This is a genomic window from Methylobacterium indicum (genome assembly GCF_001043895.1).
GTDB classification, from domain to species: domain Bacteria; phylum Pseudomonadota; class Alphaproteobacteria; order Rhizobiales; family Beijerinckiaceae; genus Methylobacterium; species Methylobacterium indicum.
In genome coordinates this window covers 40,179-58,813 of record NZ_JTHF01000015.1, presented here as the reverse complement: position 1 = coordinate 58,813, position 18,635 = coordinate 40,179, and the positions used below count along the sequence as shown (strand labels likewise).

The 18,635-nt window shown below is 71.4% G+C and carries 15 protein-coding genes; 6 read left to right on the top strand and 9 right to left on the bottom strand.

Going from position 1 to position 18,635, the window contains the following annotated elements; genetic code table 11:
• Nucleotides 1–642: a glutathione S-transferase family protein gene (locus QR78_RS02295; RefSeq protein ID WP_048425867.1), complete on the bottom strand. Its 642-nt coding sequence runs from the start codon at nucleotides 640–642 to the stop codon at nucleotides 1–3.
• A 31-nt stretch (nucleotides 643–673) separates the two neighbouring features.
• Nucleotides 674–970: a hypothetical protein gene (locus QR78_RS02290; protein ID WP_048425866.1), complete on the bottom strand. Its 297-nt coding sequence runs from the start codon at nucleotides 968–970 to the stop codon at nucleotides 674–676.
• A gap of 304 nt (nucleotides 971–1,274) precedes the next feature.
• Between QR78_RS02290 and QR78_RS02285 the strand changes: the two genes are divergently transcribed.
• Nucleotides 1,275–2,945, top strand: coding sequence for a methyl-accepting chemotaxis protein (locus tag QR78_RS02285; RefSeq protein WP_048425865.1), 1,671 nt, complete (start codon nucleotides 1,275–1,277; stop codon nucleotides 2,943–2,945).
• A gap of 45 nt (nucleotides 2,946–2,990) precedes the next feature.
• Here the strand turns inward: QR78_RS02285 and QR78_RS02280 are convergent, their stop codons facing one another.
• The 3 genes from QR78_RS02280 to QR78_RS33775 all read right to left on the bottom strand — a co-directional run bounded on the left by QR78_RS02280 (nucleotide 2,991) and on the right by QR78_RS33775 (nucleotide 5,009).
• Complete coding sequence (locus tag QR78_RS02280) at nucleotides 2,991–3,881, bottom strand: NAD(P)H-hydrate dehydratase (RefSeq protein ID WP_048425864.1); 891 nt, start codon at nucleotides 3,879–3,881, stop codon at nucleotides 2,991–2,993.
• Nucleotides 3,878–4,642: a histidine phosphatase family protein gene (locus tag QR78_RS02275; protein ID WP_048425863.1), complete on the bottom strand. Its 765-nt coding sequence runs from the start codon at nucleotides 4,640–4,642 to the stop codon at nucleotides 3,878–3,880. The genes QR78_RS02280 and QR78_RS02275 overlap by 4 nt, the downstream gene beginning before the upstream one ends.
• Before the next feature lie 151 nt (nucleotides 4,643–4,793).
• Nucleotides 4,794–5,009, bottom strand: coding sequence for a type II toxin-antitoxin system prevent-host-death family antitoxin (locus tag QR78_RS33775; protein ID WP_125901036.1), 216 nt, complete (start codon nucleotides 5,007–5,009; stop codon nucleotides 4,794–4,796).
• Between the two features lie 263 nt (nucleotides 5,010–5,272).
• Between QR78_RS33775 and QR78_RS02270 the strand changes: the two genes are divergently transcribed.
• Together QR78_RS02270 and QR78_RS02265 are read left to right on the top strand one after the other, a co-directional pair.
• Complete coding sequence (locus QR78_RS02270) at nucleotides 5,273–5,818, top strand: (2Fe-2S)-binding protein (protein WP_082171726.1); 546 nt, start codon at nucleotides 5,273–5,275, stop codon at nucleotides 5,816–5,818.
• Entirely contained in the window at nucleotides 5,815–9,378 is a 3,564-nt protein-coding gene (locus QR78_RS02265; protein WP_048425862.1) for a molybdopterin cofactor-binding domain-containing protein, read from the top strand. The genes QR78_RS02270 and QR78_RS02265 overlap by 4 nt, the downstream gene beginning before the upstream one ends.
• A gap of 61 nt (nucleotides 9,379–9,439) precedes the next feature.
• On the opposite strand, the gene QR78_RS02260 is transcribed toward QR78_RS02265, so the two are convergent.
• Entirely contained in the window at nucleotides 9,440–10,228 is a 789-nt protein-coding gene (locus tag QR78_RS02260) for a transporter substrate-binding domain-containing protein (RefSeq protein ID WP_048425861.1), read from the bottom strand.
• A 426-nt stretch (nucleotides 10,229–10,654) separates the two neighbouring features.
• On the opposite strand from QR78_RS02260, the gene QR78_RS02255 reads away from it, so the two are divergent.
• Nucleotides 10,655–11,467: an FTR1 family iron permease gene (locus tag QR78_RS02255; protein ID WP_048425860.1), complete on the top strand. Its 813-nt coding sequence runs from the start codon at nucleotides 10,655–10,657 to the stop codon at nucleotides 11,465–11,467.
• 107 nt (nucleotides 11,468–11,574) lie between these two features.
• Entirely contained in the window at nucleotides 11,575–12,222 is a 648-nt protein-coding gene (locus tag QR78_RS02250; protein WP_048425859.1) for a glutathione S-transferase family protein, read from the top strand.
• Nucleotides 12,223–12,259: 37 nt separating this feature from the next.
• Here the strand turns inward: QR78_RS02250 and QR78_RS02245 are convergent, their stop codons facing one another.
• Entirely contained in the window at nucleotides 12,260–12,808 is a 549-nt protein-coding gene (locus QR78_RS02245; RefSeq protein WP_048425893.1) for a DUF924 family protein, read from the bottom strand.
• Between the two features lie 214 nt (nucleotides 12,809–13,022).
• Here QR78_RS02245 and ilvC point away from each other — a divergent pair, with 214 nt between their 5' ends.
• Entirely contained in the window at nucleotides 13,023–14,042 is a 1,020-nt protein-coding gene (ilvC, locus tag QR78_RS02240) for a ketol-acid reductoisomerase (RefSeq protein ID WP_048425858.1), read from the top strand.
• 140 nt (nucleotides 14,043–14,182) lie between these two features.
• On the opposite strand, the gene QR78_RS02235 is transcribed toward ilvC, so the two are convergent.
• Together QR78_RS02235 and QR78_RS02230 are read right to left on the bottom strand one after the other, a co-directional pair.
• Entirely contained in the window at nucleotides 14,183–17,356 is a 3,174-nt protein-coding gene (locus QR78_RS02235; RefSeq protein ID WP_048425857.1) for an efflux RND transporter permease subunit, read from the bottom strand.
• 45 nt (nucleotides 17,357–17,401) lie between these two features.
• Complete coding sequence (locus tag QR78_RS02230) at nucleotides 17,402–18,628, bottom strand: efflux RND transporter periplasmic adaptor subunit (protein WP_048425856.1); 1,227 nt, start codon at nucleotides 18,626–18,628, stop codon at nucleotides 17,402–17,404.
• Nucleotides 18,629–18,635 lie beyond the last annotated feature (7 nt).

Sequence of the window (18,635 nt, the reverse complement as noted above, 5' to 3'; positions counted from 1 at the left end):
TCAGGTCAGCATCGGGGCAAAGCCGGGATCGCCCATCTCCATGGCGCGGCGATAGACAGGGCGCGCCCCGATGCGCTGCAGGTAGGCGAGGATCGCGGGATAGGGCGCGAGGTCGACCGGCTGGAACAGCCGCATGGTGGTGAGCGAAAAGACGCTCATGATGTCGGCCGTCGTGAATTCCTCCCCGGCGAGGTAGGGCACCGCGGCGAGCCGCGCCTCGACCAGCGCCATCACCCGGTCGAGGCGCCCCTGGACCGCCGCCTGCACCGGATGGTCGGGGGGAAGGCCGACGCGCCCCACCATCATCATCCGGCCGAGGACCGGCTGGAGGTTCCCGTTGGCGAAGTGGAACCAGTACAGGAAGGCGGCGTAATCCGGGTGGTCCGGCCCGAGCCGCAGCCGGCCGCCGCCATGCCTCACCGCGATGTACTCGACGATCGCGGCGGATTCGGCGAGCACCAGCCCGTCTTCCTCGATCACCGGCGCCGCGCCGAGCGGATGCAGCGCCCGCAGATCTGGCGGCGCCAGGATGGTGACGGGGTCGCGCTGGTAACGCACGAGGTCGTAGGGAACGCCCAGCTCCTCGCACAGCCAGAGGATGCGCTCGGATTGCGAGCGGCCGAGGTGGTGGACCGTCAGCATCGCACTGCCTCCCTTCACGCGTGAGAGCGGGTCACCGGTTCCCGGCGGCGGGCCCACCCGCCGTGCCGCCGCTGCCGGGCGGGCCCGCGGTCGGGCTGCCGCCGATCCAGACCCCCGGATTGGTGCCGGGGACGGACGTGCTGCTCGGGTTGCCCGGAAGAGTCTGCGTCGGACGCGAGGCCGGCGGCTTCGTGCCGGTGCCGGGGCCCGGCGCGCCGACGGCGTCGCTCGGCGGCGGGAGCCGGGCGGTCTGGGCCTGCGCGGTCGACGCTTGGGTGGCGGCGACGATGCCCAGCGTGAGGGCGAGCGCGAGGGTGAATCTGATCATCGGCCTGTCCGCAGGGAAGCTGTCGGCCGTCAACATCCGAAACGGGCCCGGGTTCGACCGGGATCGCGAGGAGGCCGGAGCCTCCCGACGAAGAAGCCGGGCAGGCGGACGGATTCGCATACCGGGATCCGGGGCGGGCCGTCGCGCGAGCCGTCGCTCCACCGCCCCCCTGGGCGAATCGGCTCCGCCCGTCGCGAGCGAAAATTCTTACCGGTTAGTTCTTGCAAATCATCGGCTCGCAGGAATTTTAATCGTGATTTTACCAAGAGTCATCATGAAACGAACCTCGCTGCGAGGCCGATACATGAAGATTAAATTATCTCACGTACTGGGCGGATTGATCGCCCTGCTGACCATTGGCCTTCTCTCGCAAGGCGTCTTGAGCATGACGCAGTTGCGGAGCGTCAACGCCAATACGCTCGACATCTCCGACAGCTGGTTGCCGAGCGTACGTGAACTCGGGGAATACAAGTACAAGATAACGCGCCTGCGTCTCGTCGATGCCCGCTACGTCATGGCGACGGAGCCGGTGACCGAGCTCGACGCCATCTCGGACCGCCGCCTCAAGGAATCGGAAGCGGTGGCGCGCCGCTATGAGACGGTGATCACGAGTCCCGAGGAGCAGGCGCTCTGGACCGCGTTCCAGGGACATTGGGCGGAGTACCTGACCCTGCGCGGCAAGATCATGATCGCGGCGCGGGAGAAGAACGCCGTCACCGTCAACGAGCTGTTCCAGGCGTCTCGCCGTCCGTTCGATGCCGCGATGGAAGCGCTCGATCGCGACACGGTGCTGAACGTGGCCGGCAGCGACCGGGCACGGTCGACGGCGATCGGCATCTATTCCAACGCGCTCTGGCTGACCGGACTGGTCTGCGCCGTCGCGCTGGCCATCGGCCTGTCCGGCATCGTCTACGTCGTGGCCGCCGTGGCGCGGCCGATCGAGCGCCTGGTCCGGCGGATGCACGGCCTGGCCTCCGGCGACGTCGCCGCCCCGGTTCCCTATCTCGGCCGCACCGACGAGATCGGCGCCATCGCGGCCGCGGTCGACGCCTCCCGGGAGAACGTGATCCGGACCCGGCAGCTCGAGGAGGAAACCGCTCTCGCACGGGCCTCCGCCGAGGCGCAGCGCAAGGCCGGCATGCGCCAGATGGCCGAGGGCTTCGAATCGGCGGTCGGCGGCATCGTCACCCTGGTCTCGTCGGCGGCGACGGAATTGCAGGCCACGGCCGAGCAGATGACCGCGACCGCGGCCGACACGGCCGCGCGGTCGGGCACGGTCGCGGCGGCGGCGGAGGAGGCGGCGGCGAACGTCAACACGGTGGCGGCGGCGACCGAGGAACTCGGCGCATCGGTCGGGGAGATCGGCCGGCAGGTCCAGGGCTCGGCCGGGCTCGCCCGGAGCGCCGTCGCCGAGGCCGACCAGACGGTGCATCTCGTGCAGGTGATGAAGACGGCGTCCGGGCGGATCGGCGAGATGGTCGGCATGATCGCGACCATCGCCAGCCAGACCAACCTCCTGGCGCTGAACGCCACCATCGAGGCGGCGCGGGCGGGCGAAGCGGGCCGGGGCTTCGCGGTGGTCGCCGCCGAGGTGAAGGAACTCGCCAACCAGACCAGCCGGGCCACCGAGGAGATCTCCGGACAGATCGGCGAGATCCAGGGCGTGACCGACCGGGCCGTCGCGGCAATCGGCACGATCAGCGCGCGCATCCGGGAGATCGACGCGGTGACGGCGGGCATCGCGAGCGCGGTCGAGCAGCAGGGCGGCGCGACCCGGGAGATCGTGCGCAACGTCGCCGAGGCCGCGACCGGCGCGAGCGCGGTGACGCATACCATCGCGGGCGTGGCGCAGGCCTCCGAGGAGACCGGCGCGGCAGCGAGCCAGGTCCTCGCCTCGTCGTCCGAGCTGTCGCGGCAATCGGAGCACCTCTCCTCGGAGGTGCGCCGCTTCCTCGCCACGGTCAGGGCCGCGTGAGCGGGAGGCTCCGACGCCGGGGGTGAAGCCCCTGCGCCCCGGGCGTCAGATCGTACCCGCCGCCACGTCCCGCATCAGCCCCGGCACCTCGCCGGGCAGTTCCCGCGCCAGGAAGCCGATCGGCCCGCGGCTCTGGGCGAGCCGCCGCCCCGCCTCGCCGTGGAGGAAGACGCCCCAGGCCGCGGCCTCGCCGGGCTTCGTGCCGCGGGCGAGCAGCCCGACGATGATCCCGGCGAGCACGTCGCCGGAGCCGGAGGTGGCGAGCCCCACGCCGCCGCCGGCATAGTGCCAGGTCTCGCCCGCCGGATCGACGATCCAGGTCTCGGCCCCCTTCATCACCACGACGGCCCCCAACCGTTCGGAGGCCCGGCGTGCCGCCGCGAGCGGATCGGCCTCGACGGCCTCGCGCTCGCAGCCGAGGCAGCGCGCCATCTCGCCGGCATGGGGCGTGAGCACCACGCGACCCGCCCGCGCCCGCACCGCCTCGGCCTGCTCGCACAGGCCCTCGATGCTCGCCGCGTCGAGGACGAAGGGCGCCTCGGCGGGGCCGGCGAGCAGGGCGGCGGTGAGCGCGCGGGTCGGCGCGCCGGCGGTCATGCCGGCGCCGACCAGGATCGCGGCGGCCCGCTCGGTCCGGGGCAGGAGCACCTCGGCGGCGACCCGATGGTCGACATGGCCGTCCGCGCCCTCGGGCAGGCGCACCACCAGGGCCTCGGGCACCGCGAGCGCGGCGTGCGGCGCCGTGCCGGCCGCGATCGACATCTGCAGCTTGCCGGCGCCGGCCCGGAGCGCCGCGGTGCCCGCGAGGATCGCGGCACCCGGCACCTCGACCGAGCCCGCGACCACGAGAGCGCTGCCGCGGGCCTCCTTGGTGCCGGCGCCGGGGTCCGGCAGGGGATACCCGCGCAGGGTCGCGGCGTCGATCGTGATGGTCATCGGGCGGCCCCCGTGGCGTCCGGCTCGGCCGTCACCGGGGCACCGGCCCGGGTCAGCGGCGCCACGACGTTGTAGCGTTGGAGCACGAGCTTGCCGCTGCTGCCCTGGCGCGGATCGAAAGCGTATTCGGTGACTCCGCAATTGGCGACGTCGCCCTCGCGGTCGATGGCGAGGATCTCGTCCTCGGTCATGCCCTCGATGAGGTAGCGCAGGCACAGCACCACGACCTGATGCCCGACCACCAGGACCCGCCGCCCGCCGTAATGCAGCGATATCGTGTCGAGGGCGCTGCGCAGGCGCAGGATCACGTCGCACCAGCTCTCCCCGCCCGGCGGCCGGTGGTAGAACTTGCCGAGAAGGCGCCGCAGCTCGGCCTGCTCGGGATGGAGCTGCACGATGCCCTCGCGGGTGAGCCGGTCGAGAACCCCGAATTCCTTCTCGCGCAGGCGCTCGTCGGCGACGAAATCGAGCAGCGGGTCGGCGACGCCGCCGGCCTCGCGGATCAGCCGGGCGGTGGATTCGGCCCGGCGATAGGGCGAGGTGAGCACCACGTCGGGCCGCTCGGAGGCCGGCTTCTCGGCGAACCACCGCCCGACCGCCGCGGCCTGACGCTCCCCGAGCGTGCTCAGCGGCACGTCGACGTCGCGCCCGGCGATGTCGATATGGGTGTGCCCCGCCGCTTGGGCTGCGTCCCGGGCGACGTTGCCGGCGCTCTCGCCGTGCCGCACGATCCAGATCCGGTCCGGCCAGCGCTGCTGCATTGCTCCCCCCGAGTGTCCGGGAGGGTCAGCTAGCGGAGGCGGCAGGGTCAGCAAGCGGCGGTGGCTGCGGCGCTTTCGTTGTCGATCCGTATTGTCGGGATACTAGGTGGACGCTGCCCCGGCTCGGATCGCGACCGGCCCGGGATCACCGTCATCCTTCCCAGAGAGCGAGGTCTTCGTCCGGAAGCGGTGAGAAGAAGTCCGGGCCGTCACCGAGCCGACCGCGCAGCAGCCCGAACTTGAACGGTGTGCGTGAGCGGGGCGCCGGAACACGACGCTCGATATCCGCGACCGCCTCACGGTGAGCCGCAGCATCGAGGCTGATCGCCCGCGGCTCTGCGGCCGCGTCATCATGGGCCTTCGTCATGCCGCCACTCCCGAATGCCGCTGGTCGGAGGTCGGGATGACGGTGTCACCGACCAAACGGGCGGTCAACCGGCGCTGCGCCGTCCCGCGGTCTGCCATCGAATGGGCTGGCTGTCACGCCGGCCTCTCCGATGGCCAGCCTCTTGCAAGCGGCACGGTCCGGCGATCGGGTTCCGGTCCGCCCGGAAATCTGTGAGAACAAGGCAACCGGCGAAAAGCCGGGTCTCGGGGCAGGACGAAGCGATGCAGGACGAGGGGCGGCCGATGGCCGAAGACGCGCGGCCGCACGATGCGCGGCTGGCGCCCGCGCGCCACCGGCTCCACGTCAACGGGCGCGGCGTGAGCGTCGAGGCGGCGCCCGGCACCCGCCTGCTCTACGTGCTGCGCAACGACCTCGCGCTGAACGGCCCGAAATACGGCTGCGGCCTCGGCCAGTGCGGCAGCTGCACGGTGCTGGTCGACGGGCGGGCGTTGCGCTCCTGCACGATCCCGCTGCGGGCCGCGACCGGGCGGCGGATCACCACCCTGGAGGGGCTGGCGGAGGGCGGGCGGCTGCACCCGGTGCAGGAGGCGTTCATCGCCGAGAACGCCGCGCAATGCGGCTACTGCCTCAACGGCATGATCATGACGACGGTGGCGCTGCTGACCGCCAACCCGGACCCGAGCGAGGCCGAGATCCGCGACGGGCTCCGGGCGAACCTGTGCCGCTGCGGCACCCATGTCGAGATCCTGCGCGCGGTGCGCGCCGCCGCCGCGCGGCTGCGCGGGAGGGCACAGGCGAGCGCCGCGGCACAAGCGAGCGCCGCATGACCGAGGAACCCGCCGCGCGCCGCCGCCGCTGGCAGGAGGCGGACGACCTGCTGCTGATCTACCGCGAGACGATGGGCCGCCCGCCCCGGCTCGGCGACGCGCCGGGCGCCGCGCTGGCCGTGGGGCCGCAACGCGCCCTCTACCTCGCGGTCGATGCCGGGGGCCGGGTCACCGCCTTCAACGGCCACGTCGATCTCGGCACCGGCATCCGCACGGCGCTCGCCCAGATCGTCGCCGAGGAGCTCGACGTGCCCCTCGCCCGGGTCGCGATGGAGCTCGGGAGTACCGCCACCGCCCCCGACCAGGGCGGCACGATCGCCAGCGAGACGATCCAGATCGCCGCCGTGCCCCTGCGCCAGGCCGCCGCCACCGCCCGCCGCCACCTGATCGAGGCGGCCTCGCGCCGGCTCAACCGCGGCACCGGGGAACTCGTCGTCGCGGCCGGCACCGTCCGGGTCGCGGACGAGCCGGATCTCGCCGTGGCCTACGGCGACCTCGTGCGGGGCGGACGCACCGAGCTGACCCTCGATCCCGAGGCGCCGGTGAAACCGGTGGAGGATTACGCCATCGTCGGGCAGCCGGTGCCGCGAGTCGACATCCCAGCCAAGGCCGTCGGCGCCTTCACCTACGTCCACGACGTGCGGGTGCCCGGCATGGTCCATGGCCGCGTGGTCCGGCCGCCGGTCCCGGGTGTCGAGACGGCGCTCGGCGGCCTGCTGCTCGGGGTGGACGAAGCCTCGGTCGCGCATATCCCCGGCCTCGTCGGGGTCGTGACGCTCGGCGACTTCGTCGGCGTGGTGGCCGAGCGCGAGGAGAACGCCATCGAGGCGGCGAGGGCGCTGCGCGTGACCTGGCGGCCCGGAGAGACGCTGCCCGACCTCAACCGGCCCGAGGCGGCGCTCCGCGACAACCCGGCGACCCCGCGCAAGCTCCTCGACCGCGGCGACGTCGAGCGGGCGCTCGCCCACGCCGAGGCGCGGCTCGACCGCACCTATGTCTGGCCCTACCAGATGCACGGCTCGATCGGCCCGTCCTGCGCCGTGGCGGCGTTCCGGGACGGTGACCTGGTGGTGTGGTCGGGCACCCAGAACCCGCACGTCCTGCAGAGCGACCTCGCCACCCTCCTCGACCTGCCGGAGGAGCGGATCGCGATCGAGCGCCACGAGGCGGCGGGCTGCTACGGCCGCAACTGCGCCGACGACGTGGCGGCCGATGCCGCGCTGCTCGCCCGGGCGGTGGGGCGGCCGGTGCGGGTGCAGCTCACCCGCGAGCAGGAGCATGCCTGGGAGCCGAAGGGCGCCGCGCAGGTGATGGACGTCCGCGGCGGCCTCGACGCCGAGGGCGGACCGGCGGCCTACGACTTCGAGACCCGCTATCCCTCGAACGGCGCGCCGACGCTCGCGCTGATCCTCACCGGCAAGGTGACGGCGACGCCCGCCACCTACCCGATGGGCGACCGCACGGCGGTGCCGCCCTACGCCTTCGGCAATGCCCGGGTGACGGTGCACGACATGCCGCCGATCGCCCGCGCCTCGTGGATGCGCGGCGTCTCGGCCCTGCCCAACACCTTCGCGCACGAATCCTACATCGACGAGCTCGCCACGGCCGCCGGCATCGACCCGATCGAGTACCGCCTGCGCTACCTGCCCGATCCCCGCGCCGCCGACCTCGTGCGCGCGGTCGCCGAGCGCGCCGCCTGGGTGCCCCACACCCGGCCCGGCAGCCATGGCGGCTCCGGCGACGTGCTGTACGGGCGGGGCTTCGCCTACGCGGTCTACGTCCACGGGCCGTTTCCCGGAAAGGCCGCCGCCTGGGCGGCCTGGGTGGCGGACGTGGCGGTCAACCGGGTCACCGGGGAGGTGGCCGTCACCCGTGTGGTGGTCGGCCAGGATTCCGGCCTGATGATCAACCCGGACGGGGTGCGCCACCAGATCCACGGCAACGTCATCCAGTCGACGAGCCGGGTGCTGAAGGAATCGGTCGGGTTCGACGCCACCGGGGTCACCAGCCGGGAATGGGGCAGCTACCCGATCCTCGCCTTTCCGCAGGTGCCCGAGATCGACGTGCTGATGGTGCCCCGGCCGCACGATCCGCCTCTGGGCGCGGGCGAATCGGCCTCGGTGCCGAGTGCCGCGGCGATCACCAACGCGCTGTTCGACGCGACCGGCATCCGATTCCGCGAATTGCCGCTGACGGCGGACGCCGTGCGCGCCGCCCTCAACCCGCCGCGGATCTCCGGGCCCGAACACCCCGGCGGGGACTCCGCCCCGCGCCGCCGCCGCGGCTTCCTCGCCGGGCTGTTCGGCGCCGGGGCCGGGGCGCTGGCGCTCGCCACCACCCTCCTGCCCTGGCGCCCGGCCTATCCGTCGATCGAGCGGCCGGATTCGGCTGCCTATTCCGCCGCCACGATCGCGCAGGGGCGCCTCGTCGCGGCGGCCGGGGCCTGCCTCGTCTGCCATGCCGGACCGGACGGCCGGAGCTTCGCGGGCGGGCGCGGGCTCGAGACGCCGTTCGGCACGGTCTACGCCTCGAACATCACGCCCGATGTCGGCGCCGGCATCGGCGCCTGGTCCTACCCGGCCTTCGCCCGGGCGATGCGCGAGGGCGTGTCGCGGGACGGGCACCATCTCTACCCGGCCCATCCCTATCCGAGCTTCGCCGGCATCGCGGAGCGCGACCTCCAGGCGCTCTACGCCTACCTGATGGCGCAGGAACCGGTGGCGAGGCCCGCGCCCGAGACGGGGCTGCGCTTCCCCTTCAACCTCCGGCCGCTGATGGCGGACTGGAACGCCCTCTTCCTCCGCCCGGTCGCCACCGCCGATCCGGCCCGCGGGCCGGACTGGAACCGCGGCGCCTACCTGGTCGAGGTCCTCGGCCATTGCGGCGCCTGCCACAGCCCGCGCAACGCGCTCGGGGCCGAGCGGCGTGGCGAGGCCCGTCTCGCCGGCGGCTTCGCCGACGGCTGGGAGGCGCCGGCGCTCACCGGCCTGTCCCGCTCCCCCCTGCCCTGGACCGAGGACGACCTCTTTGCCTACCTGCGCAAGGGCCGCTCGGCCCGCCACGGCAGCGCCGCCGGCCCGATGGCCGACGTGGTCGCCTCGCTGGCCCCCCTGCCCGACGAGGATATCCGGGCGATGGCGGTCTACCTCGCGAGCCTCGCCGGCGAGGCTCCGGCGCCCCGGCCGACCGCTACGGCAACCTCACGCCCGGCCGGCTCCGCCTCCCTGTTCCAGGGCGCCTGCGCCGCCTGCCACGAGGGCGGGGCCGGCGGCGATCTCGTGCCGCTGGGTCTCGTGACCTCCGTCCACAGCGCGCACCCGGACAACCTGATCCAGGCGGTCCTGAACGGCGTCGCGGCAGCGGCCGAGCGCTTTCCGAACCCCGATCCGGGCGCCCCGCCCGCCGCGATGCCGGCGTTTCGCGATACCCTCACCGACCGGCAGGTGGCAGAGGTCGTCGCCTATACCCGCGCCCGCTACGCGCCCGACGCGCCGGCCTGGACCGGGCTGGAAGCGGCGGTGGCGCGGGTGCGGGGTTTGAGGCCGCATGCGGGATGGTGAAGGTTTCGGCGCCGGAGGAGAGCCCGATCGCAACGCGACCGGGCCGTGATCGCGCCCACCGTCACTTCATGTTGGCGTCGAAGATCCGCTCGAACTCGCCGGACGCCTTCGTCAGGTGCAGCCACTGGTCGACATAGGCCTTGAACACCGTGTCGCCGCGCGGCAGCAGGAAACCCATCTCGCCGTACTGAAGGGGCCGGTCGGGGTTCACCGCGCACAGGCCCGGATGCAGCTTCTCCTGGAGCTTCACCTCGACGGACTCGGCGACCATGACGTCGGCCCGGTTTTCCGCGATCTCCCGCCAGATCACGCGGTTGTCGGGGAAGAGCTGGATCTGCGCCTTGGCGAGGTTGGCGCGGGCGAATTTTTCGTTCGTGCCGCCGGGATTGACGACGACGCGGGTCGCGGGCTGGTTGATGGCGTCCGTCGTCTGGTACTTCGCGACGTCGTCGCAGCGCACGATCGGCGCCTTGCCGTTCACGAGATACATCTCGCTGAAGAACGCCTCGCGCTGGCGCGGCAGCGTCACGGAGATGCCGCTCATCGCGATGTCGCACTGGCTCTTGAAGTCGGCGAGCAGGTTCGACCACTTGGTCTGGATGAAGACCGCCTCGGCATCGAGGGACTTGGCCAGCGAGCGTCCGAGATCGATGTCGAGGCCGACGAAGTCGTTGGCGCCGTCGGGGCGGTAGGAGAACGGGCGATAGTCGCCGGTCGTGCACACGTTCAGGACCTTGCGGTCGATCACCCGGTCGAGGCGCGAGGGCTCGTCGGCCGCGAAGGCTCGTGTCGCCGAGAGGACCAGCATCGCGCCCGCCACCAGCCGCGACGTCACCGAACCCGCCTTCATGAACCTGACTCCCCGTGGAACGCATCCTGCGTGAGCGAACCGTAAGGACGCGGGCGGAAGGCGTCCAGATTGTCGACAACGCGCACCGGCATGGGCTGGGGATGGCGGCTCGCGCCCGATGCCGCCGGCCGAGGCCTCTTGCCCGGCGGCTCTCAACCAGCTGCCCCTGCCCGGCGGCCGGGGCGGAGCGGCAGTCGTTCACACGGATCTTCTTCGTCATCGCGAGATGATGCAGCGATGGCCGCCACGCGCGGGGGACGTGCGATAGTTTCGATTTGTTTCCCGCTAATTTAGAACGATACGAAACAAGGATATGGCGTTTGAAAGCCGGGGCCGCCTCGCCTAAGAGGGCGCCGGACGTGCGGCGCGACGGCGCCCGTCCGGACGATCCCAGTTTTTCCCTGCGCCCGAGCGAGGAGTACCCCCATGGCCGACGGATCCACCTTCGCGCAGGCCTTCACCATCCTGTTCCGCGAAGGCCTGGAGGCGATGCTGGTCGTGGCGGCCCTGGCGGCCTTCCTGCGCCGGGCCGGCGCAGCGGAGAAGATCCGCCCGGTCTATGCCGGGGCCGGCCTCGCCGTGCTGGCGAGCTTCGGCCTCGCCTGGGTGTTCGAGACCTTCTTCGACGGCAACCACAACGACCTGATCGAGGCCGGCGTCATCGTGGTCGCCGCCGCGCTCATGTTCACGATGAGCGGCTGGCTCTTCCTGCGCCAGGACCCGGCGGCCTGGAAGGCCGAGATCAACCGCATGGCCGAGCGGGCGATGGGCGCCGGAACGGTGCTGTCGCTCGCCGGCATCGCCTTCCTGGCGGTGTTCCGCGAGGGCGCCGAGACGGTGCTGTTCCTGCACGCCCTCGCCCGCACCGTCGGCGGCTTCGACGCCTCGCTGCTCGGCGGCCTCGTGGTGGCGGCCGCGGCGCTCGCGGCGATGTTCGTGGCGATGCAGTGGCTGGCCCTGCGGCTGCCCCTGCGCCCGGTCTTCCTCCTCACCTCCGCCTTCCTGTTCGTGATGGGCCTGCGCCTCGTCGGCGCGGCGATCCAGGAATTGCAGGAGCAGGTGCTGGTGCCGGTCCACAACGACGGCGTGCCGGACTTCGTCACCGATCTCGGCTTCAACGGCAGCTGGGAGGCGCTGATCGTCCAGGGCGCGATCGTGCTGTGCGCCCTCGCCTGGATGCTGATGCGGCGGTCCCGCCCGGCGGCCGGCGTCGCGGCCCGCCCGCAGGTCTCGGCCTGAGGCCCCGCGCGCGGCGCGGTACCCCGCGGGGGCTTCTTCGCGGTAAGGGACGGGGGCGCCCGCGCCCCGCACGACCGGGGCGATCGCGGCGCGCCGGGAGGCCTCCGTTGTCCGACACCCTCACGCTCTACTACTCGCCGGGCGCCTGCTCGCTCGCGCCCCACATCGCCCTCGAGGAGACCGGCGCGGCCTTCGAGGCGGTGAAGGTCGACTTCGCCACCGCCGAGCAGCGCGGCGGCCGCTACCTCGCCATCAACCAGAAGGGCCGGGTGCCGGCGCTGGCCGAGGGCGACTGGGTGCTGACCGAGAACCCGGCGATCCTGCGCTACATCGCACGCCGGCACCCGCAGGCGGGCCTGTGGCCGGAGGACCCGCGCGAGGAGGCGCGGTGCGCCGAGTGGCTGGCCTGGCTGTCCTCCACCATCCACCCCGCCTACGCCCATATCCGGCGGGCCGAGCGCTACGCCACCGACGAGGCGGCGATCGAGGACGTGAAGGCCAAGGGCTTCGAGACCTGCGCCGATCTGTGGACGATGATCGAGGTCGGGCTCTCCCGCGGCGGCTGGGCCGCCGGCGAGCACTACAGCGTCGCCGACCCCTACCTCCTGGTGTTCTGGCACTGGGGCCGCGGCCAGGTGCTCGGCTACGACATGGCCCGCCAGTTCCCGTACTGGACCGACCACGCCCGCCGCATGGCCGCCCGCCCGGCGGTGCAGCGCGCCTTCGCGCGCGAGGGATTGCCGCTGCCCGCGTGACCCGGCCGCCGCGGGGGTCCACTCCGGCGAAATCCGCTTAGCCCCGGAAGGCGCCCTCCCCCGCCAGATAGTCCCGCTCGGCCGCCGTCTCGGGCCGGCCGAGCACCGCGTTGCGGTGGGGAAAGCGGCCGAAGCGGCGGATCAGGTCGCGGTGCTCGATCGCCGCTTCCAGGTGCACGGGCAGGCCGAGGGCGGCAAAGAGCGCGACGCTGCGCTCCTGCAAATCCCGATCCTCGGCATGCGTCAGCGGCATGTAGAGGAAGATGCGCAAGCCCGGCTCGATCGCCCGGTCGTGCCCGCGGGCAAGGGCGCGCTCGGCCGCCGCCAGCGCCGCTGCGTCGGTCGCCCAGGCCCGGGGCGTGCCGCGAAAGAGGTTGCGGGGAAACTGGTCGAGGAGCAGCACCAGGGCGAGCGCGCCCTCCGGCGTCGCCTCCCAGGCCGCGAGTTCGCCCCGCGCCGCCGCCTCGTGCAGCGGCCGGTAGGCCCGGCAGGCTGCGTCGAAGGCCGGATCGGCGGTGAACCAGCGGTCGAGTCCCGCCTCGCGCCAGAACGCCACCAGTTCGGCGGGTCCCGCCCGCTGCGTCATGCCGGCCTCCACCATTGCCGAAACCCACCCATCCCGCACGACGATCGTGCCCGGTCCGGCTGCATGCGCACGCCGAACTTGGCAGCCATGTGCAGCTTGGTGCGCATCGCCTATTCCCTGACGCGAATCACGCCGCTACAAGCCGGCCGTCGCACGGCCGCTCCAGCGCCCGGAGCGTTCGAGATTCTCGCCATCTGCACAAGGGGGAGCCGCCATGCGGGTCTATTACGATCGTGATGCCGACATCAATCTGATCAAGGGCAAGAAGGTCGTCATCGTCGGCTACGGCAGCCAGGGCCATGCCCACGCGCTGAACCTGCGCGATTCCGGCGTCAAGGACGTGGTGATCGCGCTCCGCAAGGGCTCGGCCAGCGCCAAGAAGGCCGAGGCCGAGGGCTTCACGGTCATGGAGGTCGCCGACGCCGCCAAGCAGGCCGACGTCGTCATGATGCTGACCCCGGACGAGCTGCAGGGCGAGATCTACCGCGATTCGCTCCAGGCCAACATGAAGCAGGGCGCTGCGCTGCTGTTCGCCCACGGCCTCAACGTCCACTTCAACCTGATCGAGCCGCGCGCCGACCTCGACGTGCTGATGGTCGCCCCGAAGGGCCCGGGCCATACCGTGCGCTCCGAGTACCTGCGCGGCGGCGGCGTGCCGACCCTGATCGCCATCGCCCAGGACGCGTCGGGCAACGCCCACGACCTCGGCCTGTCCTACGCCTCGGCCAATGGCGGCGGCCGCGCCGGCATCATCGAGACGACCTTCAAGGAAGAGTGCGAGACCGATCTGTTCGGTGAGCAGGTCGTGCTCTGCGGCGGCCTCGTCGAGCTGATCAAGGCCGGCTTCGAGACCCTGGTCGAGGGCGGCTACGCCCCCGAGATGGCCTATTTCGAGTGCCTCCACGAGGTGAAGCTGATCGTCGACCTCATCTACGAGGGCGGCATCGCCAACATGAACTACTCGATCTCGAACACCGCCGAGTACGGCGAGTACGTGACCGGCCCGCGCATCATCACGCCCGAGACCAAGGCCGAGATGAAGCGGGTGCTCACCGACATCCAGAACGGCACCTTCACCCGCAACTGGATGCTGGAGAACAAGGTCAACCAGACCTCGTTCAAGGCGACCCGCGCCCGCAACGCCGCCCACCCGATCGAGGAGGTCGGCGAGCGCCTCCGCGGCATGATGCCGTGGATCAAGGAGAAGGCCCTGGTCGACAAGGCAAAGAACTAAGCCGCGTCACGCGCCGCGGCCCTCCCCGGGCCGCGGCGCGTCGTGGACGAAGCCCGGTTTCCGGGTACGAGAAGGGCCGGTTCGACTCTCGTCGAACCGGCCCTTCTCGCGTCTGGACGGAAACAGGGGTGTCCCGCCGGTCAGTGCGTCGCGGCGCCGGCGGGCGCCGGCAGGCCCGGCTCGGCCAGGAGATGCACCGCCGCCGGCCGGCGGCGGGAGAAGAGCATGATCAGCACCGGCAGGATGATCAGGATCAGGACCGGCGCCAGGCTCATGCCGCCGACCACCACCAGCGCCAGGGGCTTCTGCACCTGCGAGCCGACGCCGGCCGAGAAGGCCGCCGGCAGGAGACCGACGCCGGCGACGACGCAGGTCATCACCACCGGCCGCATCTGGGTGAGGCAGGTCTTCAGCATCGCTTCGGCCCGTTCCTCGCCGCGGGCGATCAGCGCGTTGTAGTGGGTGAGCACGATGATGCCGTCCATCACCGCGATGCCCAAGAGCGCGATGAAGCCGATCGCCGCCGAGACCGAGAACGGCGTCTCGGTGACGGCGAGCGCCACCACGCCGCCGGCCACCGCCATCGGGATCACCGAGAGCGCCAGCAGCGTGTCGACGACCGAGCCGAAATTGACGAAGAGCAGCACCGCGATCAGCAGGATCGCCAGCGGCACCGTGACCGACAGCCGGGCGAGCGCGCCCTGCATGTTGTTGAACTCGCCGACCAGCTCCAGCCGGTAGTCCGGCGGCAGCTTGACCTCCTGCGCCACCCGCTCGCGGGCCTCGATGATCGTGCTGCCAAGGTCGCGGTCGCGGACGCTGAACTTGACCGGCAGATAGCGCTCCTGGCCCTCGCGGTAGATGTAGGCGGGGCCCGAGACCAGCTCGACATCCGCGACGGCGTTGAGCGGGATCTGGACGGTCGCGCCGCCCTGGGTCTGCCCGGCGATGCGCAATTCGCGGATGGCGCGGACGCTCTGGCGGTATTGCGAGGCCAGCCGCACGACGATCGGGTAGTGGCGCTCGCTGCCGGTGTCGTAGAGCTCGCCCGCCGAATCGCCGCCGATCGCGGTGCGGACCGTGGTGTTGATGTCGCCCGGCGTCAGGCCGTAGCGGGCGGCCCGGATGCGGTCGACGTTGATCTGCACCGTCGGCTGGCCGAGCGAGGTGAACACCCCGAGATCGGTGACGCCCGGCACGCGCTTGAGGACGGCCTCGACCTCGCGCGCCACGTCGGTGAGCTTCTGCAGGTCGGGCCCGAACACCTTGAACGAGTTCTCGCCCTTGATGCCCGACACCGCCTCGGCGACGTTGTCCTGGAGATACTGCGACAGGTTGAACTCGACGCCCGGGAACTCGGTGCGCAGCCGCTCCAGCAGGGCGCCGGTCATCGCGTCCTTGCTCATGCCCTCGCGCCACTGCTCGGCGGGCTTCAAGGGCGCGAAGAACTCGCCGTTGAAGAAGCCGGCGGCGTCGGTGCCGTCGTCGGGCCTTCCGTGCTGGGAGACCACCCGCTCGACCTCCGGCACCTCGGCGATCACCCGGCGGATCCGGTTGACGTAGAGGTTGCCCTCCTCCAGCGAGATCGTCGCCGGCATGGTGGCGCGGATCCAGAGGTTGCCCTCCTCGAGCTTGGGCAGGAATTCGAGGCCGAGATTGCGCCCCTCCACGGCCACGCCGAGGAAGATGAGGCCGGCCAGCCCCAGCGTCAGGGTGCGATGCCCCAGGGCCGCCCGGATCACCGGCCGGTAGAGCCGGTCGAGGGCGCGGACCAGGATCGTCTCGACCTCGTGGATGTGGTCGGGCAGCAGGTAGGCCGACAGGACCGGCGTCACCGTGAAGGTGGCGATGAGGCCGCCCGCCAGCGCGTAGGCGTAGGTCTGGGCCATCGGCCCGAAGATGTTGCCCTCGACGCCCGACAGCGTGAACAGCGGCAGGAAGCCGGTCACGATGATGATGGCGGCAAAGACGATCGAGCGGCTGACGTCGGAGGAGGCGAGCGCGATCAGCCCGAGCTTTCGCGGCATCCCCTTGGCCCCGGCGAGCCCCGGCGCCAGCGGCGGGCCGTGGCCCGAGAGGCGGCGGAAGATCGCCTCGACCATGATGACGGTGCCGTCGACGATGAGGCCGAAATCGAGCGCGCCGACCGACAGGAGGTTGGCGGACTCCCCCCGCACCACCAGGATGATGACGGCGAAGAACAGCGCGAACGGAATCGTCGCGACGACGATGAGCGCGCTCCTCAGGTTGCCGAGAAAGAGCCACTGCACGACGAGGATCAGCAGGATGCCGACCATCATGTTGTGCAGGACGGTGTGGGTGGTGACGGCGATGAGGTCGGCGCGGTCGTAGATCCGCTCGATCCTGACACCCGGCGGCAGGATGCCGGCGGCCTCGATCTTCGCGACCTCGGCCTTCACCGCCTCGATCGACGGGGTCGAGCGCTCGCCCCGGCGCATCAGCACGATGCCCTGGACGATGTCGTCGTCCTCGTTCATCCCGGCGATGCCGAGCCGCGGCTGGTGGCCGATGGTGATGGTGGCGACATCCTTCACCAGCACCGGCGCACCGCCCGATTGCGACAGCACCGTCTCGCCGATGTCGTCGACGGAGCGGATCAGGCCGACGCCGCGCACCACCGCGGACTGGCTCCCCAGGGTGATGCGGTTGCCGCCGACATTGAGGTTGCTGTCGTTGAGGGTCTTCACCACCCCCGACAGGGTGAGGCCGTGGGCCATCAGCCGGTCGAGGTCGACGCCGATCTCGAAGGTCTTGGTCTTGCCGCCCCAGCCGATCACGTCGATGACGCCCGGCACGGCGCGGAAGCGCTTGCGCAGGACCCAGTCCTGGAGCGTCTTGAGATCGAGGACGCTGTAGCCCTCCGGCGCGACGAGCTTGTAGCGAAAGATCTCGCCGATCGGGCTCACCGGCGAGATCGTGGGCTTGGCGCCGTTCGGCAGGGTGTCGAGCTGGGCGAGGCGATTGAGCACCTGCTGCTCGGCCTCGCGGTAGCTGTTGGCGAAGCCGAATTGCAGCTTCACGTCGGACAGGCCGTAGAGCGAGACGGTGCGGACCTGCTTGAGGTCGGGGAGCCCCGAGGTGATGACCTCGATCGGTACCGTGATGTAGCGCTCGATCTCCTCGCCCGAGAGGCCCGGCGCCTGGGTGATGACGTTCACCATCGGCGGCGTCGGGTCGGGATAGGCCTCGATGTTGAGGCTCTGGAACGCGGCGAGCCCGCCCACCATCAGGGCCACGAAGGCCAGGACGACGAGGGCGCGCTGGCGCAGGGCGAGGCCGACGATGCCGGTCATGGCCGTTGATCCGAAATGCTGAAGAGAACGAGGGCGGGGAGCGCGTCAGCTCTGGGTCGACATCCGGTCGATGAAGAGCGAGCCGCGGGAGATCACCCGCTCGCCCTCCCTCAGGCCATCGAGGATCTCGACGGTCGAGCCCTCGACGATCCCGGCCCGGACCGGCCGGCTCTCGACCGAGTTGTCGGCCCGCAGGACCCAGACGCTGGCCTTGTTGCCCTCCAGGATCACCGCGGCGCGGGGCACGGCGTGGGACAGGTTCTCGCGCTCGTTGATGATGCGCACGCTCGCATACATTTCGGGCTTGAGCAGACCCTGCTTGTTGTCGATCTCGGCCCGCACGGTGATGCGCCGCGTCGCCGGATCGACCGAGGTGCCGATGAAGTTGATCTTCCCCTCGAAGGTCGTCTCCGGATGGGCCGGCACCCGGAAGGTGATCTTCTCACCCATCTCGACCTTGGCGGCATCGGATTCGCGCAGCTGCGCGATGAGCCAGACCTTCGACAGATCGCCGATGATGTAGGACGGGTCGCCGCTCGACCCGACATACTGGCCCGGGCCGATCTTGCGCTGGATGATGGTGCCGCTGAGCGGCGCGTTGATCGGGGTGTCGGGGTTGATCGCCGAGCCCTTCTGGAGCGCGGCCATCTCCTCGTCGCGAAGCCCCAGGATCCGCAGGCGGTTGCGTACCGCCTCGAGCCCGACCTCGGCGGTGCGGTTGTCGTTGGTGGCCGACGTCAGGTCGTTCTGGGCGACCTGCAGCTCGCGCAGGGTGGTGGTGCGGGTCTCGTAGAGGTCGCGCTGGCGCTTCTCGGCGGCCTGCGCGAAAGTCAGCTGCGAGCGGCTCTTGTTCAGGACGTTGAGGGCGGCGAGATAGTCGTTCTGGGCCTGGACCATCTCGTTGGCCTGGACCGAGAACAGCGGCTGGCCGCGCTTCACCTGCTCGCCGGTGCGGGCGAAGATCGCGATGACGCGGCCGGGATAGGGCGAGAAGACCGGCGTCGCCATGTACTCGTCGACCCCGATCTTGCCCTCGGTGGCGATCTCCTCGAAGAACTGGCGCTTGACCACCGGCTCGCTCGACACCGTCGCGAGCTGCGACGCCGTGAGGGTGAAGGCCTTGCCGGCCGCCGGCTTGGCCGGCACCTCCGCGAAGGTGACGACCGGCTCCTGGCGATGGCCCGGGCGCAGGTACGGATAGGCGAAGACCGCGCCGGCGGCCACGACGGCCAGGACGACGACTTGGGTGCTCAGTCTCAGCGTCCGGGCCATGGTCGTC

Excerpts from the sequence above, each read along its gene's own strand:
- QR78_RS02290 (WP_048425866.1), bottom strand. The coding sequence starts at position 970 with ATGATCAGATTCACCCTCGCGCTCGCCCTCACGCTGGGCATCGTCGCC.
- ilvC (WP_048425858.1), top strand. The coding sequence starts at position 13,023 with ATGCGGGTCTATTACGATCGTGATGCCGACATCAATCTGATCAAGGGC.
- QR78_RS02255 (WP_048425860.1), top strand. The coding sequence starts at position 10,655 with ATGGCCGACGGATCCACCTTCGCGCAGGCCTTCACCATCCTGTTCCGC.
- QR78_RS02265 (WP_048425862.1), top strand. The coding sequence starts at position 5,815 with ATGACCGAGGAACCCGCCGCGCGCCGCCGCCGCTGGCAGGAGGCGGAC.
- QR78_RS02245 (WP_048425893.1), bottom strand. The coding sequence starts at position 12,808 with ATGACGCAGCGGGCGGGACCCGCCGAACTGGTGGCGTTCTGGCGCGAG.
- QR78_RS02295 (WP_048425867.1), bottom strand. The coding sequence starts at position 642 with ATGCTGACGGTCCACCACCTCGGCCGCTCGCAATCCGAGCGCATCCTC.
- QR78_RS02230 (WP_048425856.1), bottom strand. The coding sequence starts at position 18,628 with ATGGCCCGGACGCTGAGACTGAGCACCCAAGTCGTCGTCCTGGCCGTC.
- QR78_RS02235 (WP_048425857.1), bottom strand. The coding sequence starts at position 17,356 with ATGACCGGCATCGTCGGCCTCGCCCTGCGCCAGCGCGCCCTCGTCGTC.
- QR78_RS02270 (WP_082171726.1), top strand. The coding sequence starts at position 5,273 with ATGGCCGAAGACGCGCGGCCGCACGATGCGCGGCTGGCGCCCGCGCGC.
- QR78_RS02285 (WP_048425865.1), top strand. The coding sequence starts at position 1,275 with ATGAAGATTAAATTATCTCACGTACTGGGCGGATTGATCGCCCTGCTG.
- QR78_RS02275 (WP_048425863.1), bottom strand. The coding sequence starts at position 4,642 with ATGCAGCAGCGCTGGCCGGACCGGATCTGGATCGTGCGGCACGGCGAG.
- QR78_RS02260 (WP_048425861.1), bottom strand. The coding sequence starts at position 10,228 with ATGAAGGCGGGTTCGGTGACGTCGCGGCTGGTGGCGGGCGCGATGCTG.
- QR78_RS02280 (WP_048425864.1), bottom strand. The coding sequence starts at position 3,881 with ATGACCATCACGATCGACGCCGCGACCCTGCGCGGGTATCCCCTGCCG.
- QR78_RS33775 (WP_125901036.1), bottom strand. The coding sequence starts at position 5,009 with ATGACGAAGGCCCATGATGACGCGGCCGCAGAGCCGCGGGCGATCAGC.